This window comes from Desulfobaculum sp. SPO524, assembly GCF_044987625.1.
GTDB lineage: Bacteria > Desulfobacterota > Desulfovibrionia > Desulfovibrionales > Desulfovibrionaceae > Desulfobaculum.
The window spans coordinates 185609-199610 of the sequence record NZ_JBJDSB010000004.1; the positions used below are offsets into that span (position 1 = coordinate 185609).

At 62.2% G+C, this 14002-nt stretch carries 11 protein-coding genes; 7 read left to right on the top strand and 4 right to left on the bottom strand.

The genetic code is table 11. The features are described 5' to 3' along the window. Positions 1 to 42: 42 nt before the first annotated feature. Both ACI3L3_RS13905 and ACI3L3_RS13910 read right to left on the bottom strand, forming a co-directional pair. Positions 43 to 1809 carry an SLC13 family permease gene (locus ACI3L3_RS13905; RefSeq protein WP_404845743.1) on the bottom strand — a complete coding sequence of 589 codons (1767 nt, stop codon included), beginning with the start codon at positions 1807 to 1809 and terminating at the stop codon, positions 43 to 45. 290 nt (positions 1810 to 2099) lie between these two features. Then, a complete protein-coding gene (locus tag ACI3L3_RS13910; protein ID WP_404845744.1) occupies positions 2100 to 2693 on the bottom strand; it encodes a VOC family protein in 594 nt (197 codons plus the stop codon). A 204-nt stretch (positions 2694 to 2897) separates the two neighbouring features. On the opposite strand from ACI3L3_RS13910, the gene rdgC reads away from it, so the two are divergent. The 3 genes from rdgC (at position 2898) to lgt (ending at position 4935) form a co-directional block, all read left to right on the top strand. Beyond that, positions 2898 to 3512, top strand: coding sequence for a recombination-associated protein RdgC (gene rdgC, locus ACI3L3_RS13915; protein ID WP_404845745.1), 615 nt, complete (start codon positions 2898 to 2900; stop codon positions 3510 to 3512). A 15-nt stretch (positions 3513 to 3527) separates the two neighbouring features. Then, positions 3528 to 4058, top strand: coding sequence for a hypothetical protein (locus ACI3L3_RS13920; protein WP_404845746.1), 531 nt, complete (start codon positions 3528 to 3530; stop codon positions 4056 to 4058). 82 nt (positions 4059 to 4140) lie between these two features. After that, a complete protein-coding gene (lgt, locus tag ACI3L3_RS13925; protein WP_404845747.1) occupies positions 4141 to 4935 on the top strand; it encodes a prolipoprotein diacylglyceryl transferase in 795 nt (264 codons plus the stop codon). A 94-nt stretch (positions 4936 to 5029) separates the two neighbouring features. Here lgt and tsaA read toward each other — a convergent pair whose 3' ends face one another. After that, positions 5030 to 6022: a tRNA (N6-threonylcarbamoyladenosine(37)-N6)-methyltransferase TrmO gene (gene tsaA / locus ACI3L3_RS13930; RefSeq protein WP_404845748.1), complete on the bottom strand. Its 993-nt coding sequence runs from the start codon at positions 6020 to 6022 to the stop codon at positions 5030 to 5032. Between the two features lie 11 nt (positions 6023 to 6033). After that, positions 6034 to 7023: a thiamine-phosphate kinase gene (gene thiL / locus ACI3L3_RS13935; RefSeq protein ID WP_404845749.1), complete on the bottom strand. Its 990-nt coding sequence runs from the start codon at positions 7021 to 7023 to the stop codon at positions 6034 to 6036. Between the two features lie 218 nt (positions 7024 to 7241). On the opposite strand from thiL, the gene ACI3L3_RS13940 reads away from it, so the two are divergent. From ACI3L3_RS13940 to ACI3L3_RS13955, 4 genes are all read left to right on the top strand, one after another. After that, positions 7242 to 8582, top strand: coding sequence for a tetratricopeptide repeat protein (locus ACI3L3_RS13940; RefSeq protein WP_404845827.1), 1341 nt, complete (start codon positions 7242 to 7244; stop codon positions 8580 to 8582). Between the two features lie 115 nt (positions 8583 to 8697). After that, the gene (glgB, locus tag ACI3L3_RS13945) at positions 8698 to 10620 is read left to right on the top strand and encodes a 1,4-alpha-glucan branching protein GlgB (protein ID WP_404845750.1); all 1923 of its coding nucleotides are present in this window, start codon (positions 8698 to 8700) and stop codon (positions 10618 to 10620) included. A gap of 21 nt (positions 10621 to 10641) precedes the next feature. After that, the gene (gene malQ, locus ACI3L3_RS13950) at positions 10642 to 12156 is read left to right on the top strand and encodes a 4-alpha-glucanotransferase (RefSeq protein ID WP_404845751.1); all 1515 of its coding nucleotides are present in this window, start codon (positions 10642 to 10644) and stop codon (positions 12154 to 12156) included. Between the two features lie 145 nt (positions 12157 to 12301). Continuing rightward, positions 12302 to 13627, top strand: coding sequence for a TolC family protein (locus ACI3L3_RS13955; RefSeq protein WP_404845752.1), 1326 nt, complete (start codon positions 12302 to 12304; stop codon positions 13625 to 13627). The last annotated feature ends 375 nt before the right edge of the window (positions 13628 to 14002 follow it).

Below are 14002 nucleotides of genomic sequence, written 5' to 3' on the forward strand. Positions count from 1 at the left end.
CCCGCGAATCCGCGCACGAGCCGCGCTGTAGCGTCCGTGGGGCTAGAAGGGCCAAAACGTGGGAATAAACAAGGCGGCCCCGCCGCAGGAGATGATGACCATGGGCAGGCCGAGCCGGAGAAAGTCCAGGAAGGTGTATCCGCCGGGACCGTAGACGATGAGGTTGGTTTGATAGCCGATGGGTGTGGCGAAACAGGCCGAAGCGCCAAAGGCGATGCCGATGATGAATGGCCGGGCGTCCACCCCGAGGGAGGCCGCCGTGGCGATGCCTACCGGAACGAGAAGGACAGCCGTGGAGTTGTTGGACAGAAAGTGGGAAAGAAGACTGGTCAGCACAATGAATCCGGCCAGAATCACCTGCGGGCTTGCCCCGCCGAACAGCCCGAGAAAGGCCTTGGCGTACACCATGTCCGCACCGGAGGTCTGCATGGCCAGCCCTAGGGCGATTGTGCCGATGATGAGCATAAGGATTTTAACGTCCACCGCCCTGTAGGCCTCTTTAAGGCTCAGGCAGCCTGTCAGGATCATGGCGAAGGCTCCGGCAAACGCGCCGGTGAGGATGTTGGCCAGCCCCGAGACCACGGCGGCAATCATCAACACAAAGATGCCAATGGCAAGGGGCGCCCGGCGGCGGTTGACAATGTCTTTGACCACGTTGTCGTTGAGGACGATGAAGTTTTCTTCCTTGCGGATGCGGTCCAATGCGTGGGGTTTGAGTTGGACCAAAATAACGTCGCCCACCCGCAGTTTCATGGAGTGAGCCTTTGTCCAGGAGTAATGGGAGTGGCGCCGCAGCAAGCCGATGATGCAGTTTTCCTGATCGTCGGCCAGAAAGAGATCGTCCAGCGTAACGCCGCGCGCGTCGGAGCCTGACGGGACAAGCAGCTCCACGAGCTGGGTGTCGCTGAGGTGGGGGCACGCGAAACCGGGGTTGCCGGCATCCTCGCTGTTCAGGATGGCTGTCAGGTCGTCGGCTGAACCTTTTGCCAGAATGCGGTCGTCGGCCTGCAGCACGACGTTGTCGGTATTGACGTCGTAGATTTCTTCCCCGCGGAACACCTCGTATATTGTGAGGGATTCATATTTTTGGGGCATGCCCTGCGCTGGGTTGATGCCCACAAGGCTACTGTTCGGATAGACCGTAAGCTCCGACAAATACAGGTCTGCCGCCGAGTTTTCGTGCGAGAAGGGAAAGGCGTGCTCCGGGAGGAGGACGTCCGCAAAAAAATACATGAACACCGCGCCGCAAATGGCAATGGGCACGCCCAGTACCGAAAGCTCAAACATGCCGATGGGACTGGCCCCCAAGCTGAACGCCGTATCACTCACCAAAATGTTGGTCGAGGTGCCGATGAGGGTACAGGTGCCCGCCAGAATGGAGATGTAGGACAGGGGGATAAGCAGTTTGGACGGCGCGAACCCGAACCGGCTGCACGCGGCCATGATGATGGACATAAACAGGATGACCACAGGGGTGTTGTTGAGGAAGGCCGATAAGGTGCCCACCAGCAACAAGCTGACAAGAAGAAGCCGCTTGCGGCTGCCTGCTGTAAATTTGATGGTGGTTCTGGTGATGAAGTTCAGAGCGCCTGTGCGGACCAGCCCACGGCTGACCACAAAGAGCGCCCCCACCGCAAGGGGAGCCGGATTGGCAAAGCCCGATACGGCCTGAACCGGGGTGAGTTGACCGGCCACCATCAATACGACCACAAGGCCCAGACCGGTCAGGTCGACCGGGAGCTTTTCGGTGACCAGCAAAACGATGGCAATGACGAGAATGGAGCTGACGATAATGATGTCTGGAGTCATGTGAGATCCTTTGGGATGCTGTCACACTGGTTCTCTTATTCATCAAGAATCAGGAAGCCATGCAAAAAAGTCAAGATGATGTATGCACGACAGAGCGCCATCCTCATGGCGTCCTTACGCAAGACGTGCGATGCCGCCCCCGTGCTTTTTCGCAGGCTCGAAAGGTGATTGCCCACGGCCGAAACGCGCCACGGTGTGCCGCTGTGGTATGGCGCAAACGCCAGCGGCGCGGCCGGGGTGAGAAGCGGCCAAGGCGCCAGAGCCGGAGCGTTCCGGCGCCCGGAGGCGGCCTACTTCCGCCACTTGTTGCGGTGCGGCTCCTGCAATTCTTGCCCCTCGCCGGGGTATTCGGCGCGTTGGTCCTGCGGGGTGGGCACGGGGCGCGGCCAGTGCCCGGGCTGCGGCTCCGGGCCTTCCAGCGCCACATCCGAGGGCCGCGAATCCGCAAGGGCGGGGTGCGTACGCGGGTCTGCATCCGCAACGGGCAGGGAGAATTCAATGGGGATGCCGTTGGGGTCGAAGCAGTACACGGACTTGATGAACCCGTGGTCCACAACCTCCGAAGGCATGCAGCCCATGGCGTCCAGCTTGTCCTTGACCTCCCACAGGTCCTCCATGGTTGCCACGCCAAAGGAGACATGATCGAAGATAAAAGGGCCCTTGACGGGGTAGCCGTGGTCCTTTTCGGCGACGGGCTTGGTCTCCGGCCACTCGAAAAAGGCAATCATGTCGTCATCGGAAATTTGGAAAAAGTAGTGCCGGTAGCCCGGATGCCCCAGCCCCGCGACAAGGCGCATGCCAAGCAGGTCGCGCCAGAAGCGGATGGTGGCGTCCATGTCGCCCGTGGCCATGGCGAGGTGATTGATGCCGGTGTATGTGGGCATGGCGTCCTCCGGTGGTGCGCAGTTGCGGTGTCGGAAAATGGAGCGTTCTGGACGCTTGGGCTGGAGCATACCTGAGGCCGCGCGCCGCTTCAACAGCCCGGAGGAAGCGGGTTACCCCTTGCCCCCGATGGCGGTGGGCGTTATCAAGTGCCCTTGATGTTCGGCGGCATGCGCCGCTGCCCCTACAGCGATAAGGAGAACACAGTGGGATTTATATCCGCCAGTGCGACGTTTACGCGATACCGCCTGCTTGAGGAGGTGCCGGAGTCTCTGTGGGCAGAGATACCGGACCGCCTGAAGCGCAACGCGTTTATGGACATAGACGATACCGCCGACGAGCGGTCTTTTGGTTGGGTGTGCTTTGACGATATGCTCGATACTCAGTGGGCCACTGCGCCGCCGGAAAAGGGCCATTATCTGACCTTTGGCCTGCGCCTCGACACCCGCCGCATGAGCGCGGCCGTGGTGAAAAAGCACTTCCAGATTGCGCTCAATCAGGAGATGGACCGCATCCGCGAGCAGGGCAAAAAGTTTGTCTCGCGCGACAGGAAGAAGGAGCTTAAGGAGCAGGTCACCCTGCGCCTTCGCGCCCGTACGCTGCCGGTTCCCGCGCAGTTTGACGTGGTGTGGAACATTCAGGACAACATTGTGTACCTCGCGTCCACGCAGTCCAAGCTGCGCAGCCTGTTCGAGGACATGTTCACCCTGACCTTCGACCTGCATCTGGAACCGCTGACGCCGTACTACAAGGCCGTTGAGCTCCTCGGCGAGGACAGGGCCAAGGCGTTGGATGACATCGAAGCCGAGCACTTCGCCTAGCCAAAGGACAAGCATATGGAAGACGCATATCTCGGACAGGCCAAGGATATCGTCCTTGGTCAGGATTTTCTGACGTGGCTCTGGTACAAGAGCGAAGCCACCGGCGGCATCTTCACCATGCCGGACGGCGAAAACTTTGCCCTGTTCATGGAACAGCGCATCTCCGTGCAGGGCGGCGAAGGGGATTCCAAGGAGACCACCTCCGTCACCGGCCTGATGAGCGAAATGCGCGAGGCCAAGCTCGGCCTTGCCATGGGCAAAAAGGTCACCAAGGCCCAGTTCCGCGTGGAGGTCGACTCCGACGCGTGGCAGTTCACCATCAAGGCCGAGGACTTCGCCTTCAACGGCTTCAAAACCCCCAAAGTGGACACCAAGCGCGACGATGACGACGACCCGGATGGCATCTTCCTTGAGAAGATGTACCTCATTGAACGCGGGCTGTCCTTTGTGGACCACCTGTACTTTGAGTTCCTGAAGCTGCGCATGTCTCCCGACTGGGAGGAGGAGCGCATGAGCGTTGGCGTGTGGCTGAGCAAGCAGTCCTAACGCGGGGCGACGCAGCGCGGCGGCCCCTCGGGAGAGACCGGCGCGTGGTGCTTTTCGTCCTCTCCCGGCTGAGGAGCCGTACATGATCACCTATCCGCATATCGACCCTGTGGCGCTGCACCTTGGTCCGCTGTCCGTGCGCTGGTACGGGCTGATGTATCTGGTGGGCTTTTGCGCCGCGTGGGGGCTGGGGCGTCTTCGCGCCTCGCGCCCCGGGTCCGGCTGGACCGGCGAAGAGGTGGACGACCTCATCGCGTGGGGCATGCTCGGGGTCATCCTTGGCGCGCGCCTTGGGTACATCCTGTTCTACGACTTTGGCGCCTACCTCGATAACCCTCTGGAGATGCTTAAAATCTGGAAGGGCGGGATGTCCTTCCATGGCGGGCTGGTGGGCGTTTTGACCTGCGTGTTCATCTTTGCCCGCAGAACCGGGAAGACCTTTTTTCAGGTCACGGACTTCATTGCCCCCTTTGCGCCCATTGGCCTGTGCGCCGGGCGCATCGGTAACTTTATCAATGGCGAGTTGTGGGGCCGCGTCAGCGACGTGCCGTGGGCAATGATTTTCCCCGGTTACGAGGCCGGACCGTTCCCCCGCCACCCCTCACAGCTCTACGAGGCCGCCCTTGAGGGCGTTGTGCTCTTTATTGTGCTGTTTTGGTTCTCGTCCCGGCCCCGTCCGCGCCGTGCGGTATCCGGGCTGTTTGCCCTTGGGTACGCGTGCGCGCGCATTTTCGTGGAGTTTTTCCGTGAGCCGGACGCGCAGCTAGGCTTCCTGTTTGGCGACTGGTTGACCATGGGCATGCTGCTCTCCTTGCCCCTTGGCGTGCTGGGCATATGGCTCATCTGGAGCGCCTACCGGGGCGAGGCCGCGCGTTAGCGGCGGCATTCTCCCCCTGTGTTGAAAAAGAAAAAGCCCCCGGCGAGATGCTCGCCGGGGGCTTTTTGCGTGCAGTGGGTGGGCGTTTGGGGCGTTATTTCGCGCCGCCAGCCAGCAGGGCAAGGCGGGCGAGGGTGTCGATTTCCTCATTGAGGGCCAGGGCGTGGGTGAGGTCGCTCCCCCACGTGACAAGGCCGTGGTTGGTCATGAAGATGGCCTTGTGCGTGCGCGCGGCGTCGCCAACGGCCACGCCAAGCTCCGGGGTTCCCGGCTGCATGGCGGCGACGGTGGTCAGCATCTCCTGATACACGCCGGCTTCAAACAGCGGCAGGCCTGTGTCCACGTTGCCTGTGGCGATGCCGTAGGCCAACAGGTGCGGCGGATGCGTGTGCACCACGGCGCGCGCCTCGGGCTGGTTGCGGTAGATTTCCAGATGCACTGGCGCTTCGGTGGACGCCGCGCCAGCGCCGGTCACTTTGCCGGTGTCGAGGTCCAGCGTGGTCAGGTCGCCGGGGCGCAGAAAGCCCTTGGCCGAACCGGACCGGGTGATGACCACGCTCCCGCCGATGCGCACGGAAACGTTGCCGTTAAGGCCGGAGAGCAGGCCCCGCTCCCAGCCCGCGCGGCAGATGGCTTGCAGTTCGTGCCCAACGGCCGGGGTGATGCCGGAGCCCCAGTTTTCCCGCCCCGGCGTCTCGTTGGCAATGGGTTTGATGTCCACAATGGGGGTGCCGTCCAGCACCTCCAGCCGGTCCACGGTGAGGGTCAGGCCGTCAATGGCCAGCAGCCGGACGTGGTGCAGGCCAATGGGGTTTGGCCTGTCGGGGGAGCGGGTGTTGAAGACGCCCTTCTTGGGAATGTCGCGGTTGCCGCGCGGGTGCACCTTGAGCACGCGGCGTGTGGACTGGTGCAGCCATGTAAAGAGCAACAGGTCCTGTCCCGGAGTGAGTGTGGACAGGCCTTCGGCGTATTCCGGCGCAATGGTGACCTGCGCCTGCGGCGCGCCCTCGGAATACTGCTTGGGGCAGGAGGAAAGGTCCTTGAGCGGGGACGAAACGGTGCCGATGATGGAAAGCGTGGTGTCCATGGCGCGTCTCCTTAGGATGAGGTGGAGAAATGGTCGAAACCGGCGTGGCCAAAGGGCGTTTGCCCAAGGAAGAGGCCCGGGGATTCAGTGACGGTACCGATGATGGTGGCGTCCGGTACGGCTTGCGTCAGGGCCGGGACCTGTTCCGGGGCCACGGCGCCAAGCAGGGCGTAGTCTTCGCCGCCGAGGATGGCGAATTCTTCCGGCGACAGCCCCTCGCGCTGGCAATAGGCCGTGACGTCGCGGTGCAGGTGCTGCGGGGCTAGGGCAAGCCGCGCGCCACGTTGCGGCCCGGTCAGGCGTGGCAGGTCGCGGGCAAGGCCGTCGGAAAGGTCCATGAGTGCGGTTACGCCCGGCAGTCCCGCAAGGGCCAGTCCCTCGGCGACGCGCGGGCGTGGGCGCAGGTGCGCGGCAACAGCGTCAGGGTAGCGCGCGGGCGCGTCGCCGGGGTCGGCCTCAAGGGCCAGCAGTCCCGCCCGCGCCAGACCAATGCCGCCGCTGATGAAGATGGCGTCGCCAGGGGCGCAGGTCTCGCGCGTGAGGATGCGCCCCGTGGGACCGGGGGCGCCCCATATGGTCACGGAAAAGCCGAGGCAGGGGCCTTTGGACAGGTCGCCCCCCGTGAGGGGGATGCCGTGCTCCTCGGCCAGGGCGCTCATGCCGGAAAAGAGACCGTCCCAAAAGGAAGCCTCAAGGGCGGGGGACGCACTGTGCGGAATGATGAGGCCGAGGCTGAAGCCCTCGGGGCGGCAGCCCATGCCCGCGATGTCGGAAATATTGACGGCAAGGGCCTTGTGGCCGATGTCCGCCGCGCTGAAGTAACTGCGCCGGAAGTGGACATCCTCCAGAAAGAGGTCCGTGGTCATGACGGTTTCCGGGCCGTCCATGGTCAGGATGGCGCAGTCGTCACCGCGGCCAAGGCGCATGTGCGGATGCGCGGTGGGAAAATGGGCGTCTATCAGGTGCAGGAAATCCTGCTCGGAAGCTGGGGTTTTGGGCATTGGTCCTCATGTGTCCGGCAACGGCCGGGCTGGTGTGGCGTTGGCGCCGCAAGGGCCCGGAAACGATAGAACAAAAGCCAGCCAAAAGGAAGAAGCCCCCACAGCCACGGTGGCTCGCGGAGAATCCCTTGCCGGAGGGCGGCACATCCGGCATACTCGGGGTTGACTCGGGGAGAGTGTCAACACATTAGAACACGGCGAGGAAGTGACGCGTGTCCATGAAAAATGCCATACGTATGAAGCAATACGAGCGTGCCATTGTTGACTTTGTGGCCAAAGAGGATGGCTGCTTTTTCATACTGAGTCATGACAATACGTTCCTCAAAATGGTGCGGACCACCCTGAATAAGGAACTGGTCATCGGCACCGACCGCATCCGGACGCTGGCCGAGGAGGCGCATGTCCTGCGCGAGCTCAAAACCCCGGCCTTCAAGGACAAGCGGGTGGTCCTGCTGGTGGAGCGGCTGCTCAATAACCGCAACACCCTGCCCTTCATTAAAGACCTCAAGACCCTGTTCCCGGAAATGTACATCGTTGTCCTCACCGCCGAGGTGGAGCGGCAGGTGCTTATCCTGCTGCACGAGATTGGCGTGGGCAACTTTATTACCAAGCCGGTGTCCATGGCGACCCTCATCGAGAAGATTGCCTTCACCATCAAGCCGCAGGGCAAGATTGGCCAGTATATCGACCGCGCCAAGGCCTATCTGGAGAAGGGTAAGTACGAGGAAGCCACCGCCATTGCCGACAAAATTTTGGAGATGAAGCCCGGCAGCGCCGCCGCGCTGATGATCAAGGGCGACGCTTTTAAGGCCACGGGGGACTTGGACGCCGCAGGCAGCGCCTACGAGGAAGCCCACGACGGCGCAACCTTGTATCTGGAGCCGCTCAAGAAGCTGGCGGAGCTGTACAAGGAAAGTGGCGACATGGAAAAGCAGCTGGAATACCTTGAAAAGCTGGACCGCCTGTCGCCGCTGAATGTGGAGCGTAAAATTGCCATGGGCGAAATCCACATGGAGTCCGGCAATGCCGAAAAGGCGACGGAGCTTTTTGAGCAGGCCGTGGAAAACGCCCGCAAGGAAGCCATGAGCATGATTGAAGAGGTCAAACGCTCCATCGCGGAAAAGTGTATCGAGAGCGCGCCCGACCTTTCCGAAAAATTCTTCCGCTCCATCCTCGACTCCAAGGCTGGCGGACTCAAAAAGTCCGACATTGAGACCTTCAACCGCCTTGGCATGGCGCTGCGGCGGCAGGGCCGCTGGAAGGACGCCATCGGCGAGTATGAGCAGGCGCTCAAGATCAATCCCAAGGACGAGAACCTCTACTTCAACGTCGCCATCGCCTACTCCGAAGGCCGGGACCATAAAAAGGCCGTGGAGAACGTGGAAAAGGCGCTGCAGCAGAATCCGGACCTGTGCCTCCTCTCCAGCGTGCTCTGCTTCAACATCGCGGTGATGTACTCCAACGCGGGCCAGCGCAGTAAGGCCATCACCTATCTGAAAAAGACGCTGGAAGTGGACCCCGATCATCAGGGAGCCAAAAAGCTGCTGTCCGCCATGTAGCCGGATGCGGGATGCCGGAAACGTCCGGGCGGATGCTTTACACACCGCCCCGGGCGTGTAGTATGCGAGAGGAGAGTCCGACCACGTAATCCGCATCCTCGGGGAGTAGTCGCACATGGCTTCAGCATCCACGGTTCGCTACGGCGTCAGTAAATTTACCGACCACGATATCTATCTGTTCCGCGAGGGACGGCATTTTCGCCTGTATGAGAAGCTCGGCGCGCACGTCATGACACATGACGGCGAGCCGGGCGTTCTTTTTGCCGTCTGGGCGCCAAACGCCACCAGCGTGTCCGTCATTGGGACTTTTAACGACTGGGACCCCACGGCGCACTATCTGTCTGCCCGGCATGACAGTTCCGGCATTTGGGAGGGGTTCATTCCCGGCGCCGCCGAAGGGGCGTTGTACAAATATCACATCCGCTCCGCGGCCGGAGGCGGCTTTGAGGGCAACAAGAGCGACCCCTTTGCCCTGCACGGCGAGGCCCCGCCCCAGTCCGCGTCCATCGTCCGCGACCTTGACTACGGCTGGAGCGATGGCGAATGGATGACCGGGCGTGGCGCGCGTAATGCGCTGGACGCGCCCATGTCCGTGTATGAGGTACACCTCGGCTCGTGGATGCGCTCCGAGGAGGGCTACACCCTCAACTATACCGACCTTGCCCGCGACCTGCCCGGCTACCTCAGCGACCTTGGCTTCACCCATGTGGAATTCCTGCCGGTGATGGAGCATCCGTTTTTCGGGTCGTGGGGGTATCAGACCACGGGGTATTTTTGCCCGTCGTCACGCCTTGGATCGCCGCAGGAATTCATGGATCTTGTCAACGCCCTGCACCGCGCGGGTATTGGCGTTATTCTCGACTGGGTGCCCTCGCACTTTCCCGGCGATGAGCACGCGCTGTTCCGCTTTGACGGCACGCACCTGTACGAACACGCCGACCCCCGGCAGGGCTTCCACCCGGATTGGGATTCGTACATTTTCAATCTGGGCCGCTATGAGGTGTGCTCGTTTCTTATCTCCAGCGCGCTGTTTTGGCTGGACCGCTATCATATTGACGGCCTGCGCGTGGACGCCGTGGCCTCTATGCTCTACCTCGACTACTCGCGCGAGGGCGGGGAGTGGATGCCCAACAAGTACGGCGGCAATGAGAACATTGAGTCCATTGAGTTTCTGCGCGCCCTGAACGAGACGGTCTACCGCGAGTATCCGGACGTGCAGACCATTGCCGAGGAGTCCACATCGTGGCCCATGGTGTCGCGGCCCGCGTACCTTGGCGGCCTTGGCTTCGGCATGAAGTGGAACATGGGCTGGATGCACGACACGCTGGAGTATTTTAGCCACGACCCGGTGTACCGCAAATACCATCACGACAAGCTGACTTTTAACCTGTGGTACGCCTTTACCGAAAATTTCATGTTGCCCCTGTCCCATGACGAGGTGGTGCACGGCAAAGGCTCGCTGTATGGCAAAATGCCCGGTGACGACTGGCAAAAGCGCGCGGAGCTGCGGCTTTTGTACGCCTACATGTACGCCATGCCGGGCAAGAAATTGTTGTTTATGGGGGCGGAGATTGGCCAGCACGGCGAATGGAGCCACGACGGACAGGTGCAGTGGGACCTGCTCCAAACCGAGGGCGGCGCAGGCCTGCACCGCTTTATGAAGGACTTAAACCGCGTGATGGTCGAAACCCCGGCCCTGTACGAGCGCGACTTTTCGCCCGAAGGCTTCGAGTGGGTGGACTTTCACGATGCGGAGTCCAGCATTATCTCCTTCCTGCGTAAGGACGGCGCAGGCCGCCCGGTGCTGGCGGTGTTCAATTTCACCCCGGTCCCGCGCGAGGGTTACGCCGTTGGCGTACCCAGCGGCGGCTACTGGCAGGAGCTTCTCAACAGCGACGCCGAGTGGTACGGCGGCAGCGGGTGGGGCAATTATGGCGGACTGCCCACGCAAAACGTAGTATCCCATGGCCGGCCCCAGAGCCTGTGCATCAATCTGCCGCCCCTTGGCATGGTGCTCTTCCGTCCGCTGGATGAGTAGATGCGGTAAGGAGACTGCGCGATGATGGAGCAGATGAAACAGCGCGGAAGCGGCGTGCTCTTGCACGTGACGTCCTTGCCGTCGTCCTACGGCATTGGCGATATGGGCTCCGGCGCGCGGGCGTTCATCAACTTTTTGGCGCAGGCGGGGCAGCGCTATTGGCAGATTTTGCCCCTGACGCCGACATCAACCTTCCTCGGCAATTCGCCGTATTCCAGCTTTTCCGCCTTTGCGGGCAATCCGCTGCTCATCAGCCCGGAGCGCCTTGCGGCGGACGGGTGGGTGCGGCTGGCGGACATCCAGCAGGGCGCCAGCCCCACCTTGGACCGCGTGGACTACGAGGCCGCAGAGGCCTTGAAGCGGCGGCTGCTTGATGTGGCGTGGGAGCGCTCCAAGGATGCGCTGGACGGGGACGCGGGGTTTGCGGCCTTTGTGCGGCGGCACGGGGAGGCGTGGCTGAACGCCTTTGCGGCGTTTAGCGTCCTGAAGGAGCGCTTTGGCGGCGCGGCGTGGAATACGTGGCCCCGCGAGTACCGCGACCGCGAGGGGGACGCGCTTCGCGCCCTGCGCGCTGAGGCCGGCCCGGCCCTGCGCAAGGTGTGCTTTGAGCAGTATGTGTTCTTTTCGCAGTGGGACGCCCTGCGGGAGTATTGCCGGGGCAAGGGCGTCTCCATCATTGGCGACCTGCCGTTCTATCCCACCTACGATTCCGCCGATGTGTGGGAGCACCGCGACATTTTCCAACTGGATGAACGGGGGGAGCCGCTCAAGGTGGCGGGGGTGCCGCCGGATTATTTCAGCGAAACCGGGCAGCGCTGGGGCAACCCGGTGTACGACTGGGGCGTTTTGATGCGTAGCGGCTACGCGTGGTGGGTGGAGCGCATCCGCCATAACCTGCTGCTGGCGGATATTGTGCGGCTGGACCACTTCCGGGCCTTTGCCGGGTACTGGGTGGTGCCGCCCGAGGAGGAGACCGCCATGAACGGGGAGTGGGAAACCGGCCCCGGCGAGTCGTTTTTCTCCGTCCTTCGTGAGAGCCTGCACGACTTGCCCATCATTGCCGAGGACCTTGGTCTCATCACGCAGGACGTCATCGACCTGCGCCTTGCCTTTGATATGCCGGGCATGCGCGTGCTGCAATTTTCCTTTGGGCCGGATACCGGCGAGAGCGTGAATTCGCTGCATAACCACTGCGTGAACAGCGTGGTCTACACCGGGACCCACGATAACAACACCACCCTGGGCTGGTACGAGGATGACCTTGGCGACGAGGGGCGTGCGCGGCTTGGCGAGTATGCCGGGCACCCTGTTGGCGCGCGGGATGTGGTGCGGCAGATGATGCGCCTTGCCCTGATGTCGCCCGCGCGCATTTGCATTATGCCCATGCAGGACGTCCTTGGCCTTGGCGCGGCGGCGCGCATGAATACTCCCTCCATGCCGCAGGGAAACTGGGGCTGGCGGGTGCCGCCACGGAAACTTTCGCCCCGCGTCGCCGATGGACTGCGGCGCATGTGCGCCCTGTATGGCAGATGCTGAGCCGCACGCGTTGTGCAGTGGCCGGAAACCCGCCTGCACTATTGACTGTTCTGGGGTTTCGGGGCAATGTGCAGCCTTGATGCCGTGGGGGCATCTTTCCTTTTATGAGGGGAATGGTGGTAACAGGATACAAAGGACGATTCATATGAGAACGCCGAACCTGAAATTGACTTTCGCCCTTGTCATGGTCGCCCTTTTGGCGGCTGTTCCGGCAATGGCGGAAACCACCGTTTACAACATGGAACAGGCTGTCGAGCGCGCCTTGACGGCCAATCCCAGCGTCCAGTCGGCCATGCATTCGCAGCAGGGCGCCGAAGAGGGACGCAAGTCCGCACGTGGGTCCTTTGGACCGTCCGTGTCCGGCAGCTACGGCTACACCAGCCGTGACCATGCCAAGCCCACCGAGGACAACCCGACCAGCGAGAAGGACCTCTTCTCCGCTGGCGTGACTGTGCATCAGGACCTGTTTACGGGCTGGAATATCCTGTCCACGTACCAGAAGGCCGCCCTGTCCAAGGACAAGGCCGACGCCTCCCTGCGCAACGTGGAGCTTACCGTCACCGGACTGGTGCAGGAAAACTTCCTCAAGCTCCTTCAGGCGCGTGAAAATGTCCGCGCCGCTAAGGATTCCTTGGCCCGTTTGCAGGAACAGCTCAAGGTCACCACGGCCTTTTATGATGTGGGCCTCAAGCCCCGTCTGGACGTGTTGCAGGCCGAAGTGGACCTTGCCAAGGCAGAGGACGGCCTCATTGAGGCGCAGAACTTTGTCGCCACGCAGGAAGCGCGCCTCAATACGCTGCTGAACCTGCCGCTGGACGCGGATGTGGACTACGCGGGAACCCTCGACTACGTGCCGTTCTCCCTGTCCATAGACGAGGTCATGAAGCGCGCCTACAAGGGCCGCCCGGACCTCGACATTGCCGCCAAGAGTGTGGACATCGCCATCAAGGACGAGGACATCGTCAAGAGTGCCTTCTACCCGCAGGTGGGAGCCGACTTTAAGTGGACCTCCACCGGCGACGATATGTCCGCCTCCGGCAGTGACCTTATGGACACCGAATTCAGCGAGTGGTCCGTGGGCGTCAGCGCCAACTGGACCCTGTGGGAGTGGGGCAAGACCTACTACGCCGTCAAGCAGGCCAAGCAGAACGTTCGCAGCCTCATTGCCGAGGCCGAGAACACCAAGCAGGAAGCCACCTTTGACGTGAAGTCCAGCCACCTGAGCATCCGCAAGGCCGCGGAAAGCATCAAGGTGAATCGCAAGGCCGTTGAGGCGGCGCAGGAAGGCTACCGCATGGCCGTGGCGCGCTATCAGGCGCAGGTGGGTACCAACACCGACGTGCTGGACGCGCAGGAGCGTTTGACCACCGCCGAGGCCGGGCTCATCACCGCGCTGGCGGATTACCGCATTGCGCTGTCCAAGATGTTTGTTGCCATGGGCGAGCAAAACCCCGCCCTCAAGAGCTTCTAAGGCGTTACCAAGCCAATCAAGGCCGCAACCCACCGGGTTGCGGCCTTTTTCATGCGCAGGCGGCGGGCGGATGTGCCCGTCAGGGGCTGAATTCCTCCTCTCCGCTGCGGTCCTGTCGCCGCGGTGGGCGCGCAGAAAGGGTTGACACGGCGCGCCACTGGCAGGAAGACAGACCGGTGCCGCCGTGTCTTTTTCGGTGTTTCCCTAGCGTGCGGAGTAGGCTCGCCCTCGCGGGCGCGGGTGATTTCTGTTAGGGTTTCCGGGGGACTGAGGCAGAGTGTTCTTTGATTTGTGCCCGGCGCATCCGGCGCGGGCTGCCTGCCCCCTCCTCTCGTTATCTTGGAATCCCTCGCGCCGCGGATGCGGCGCGGCATC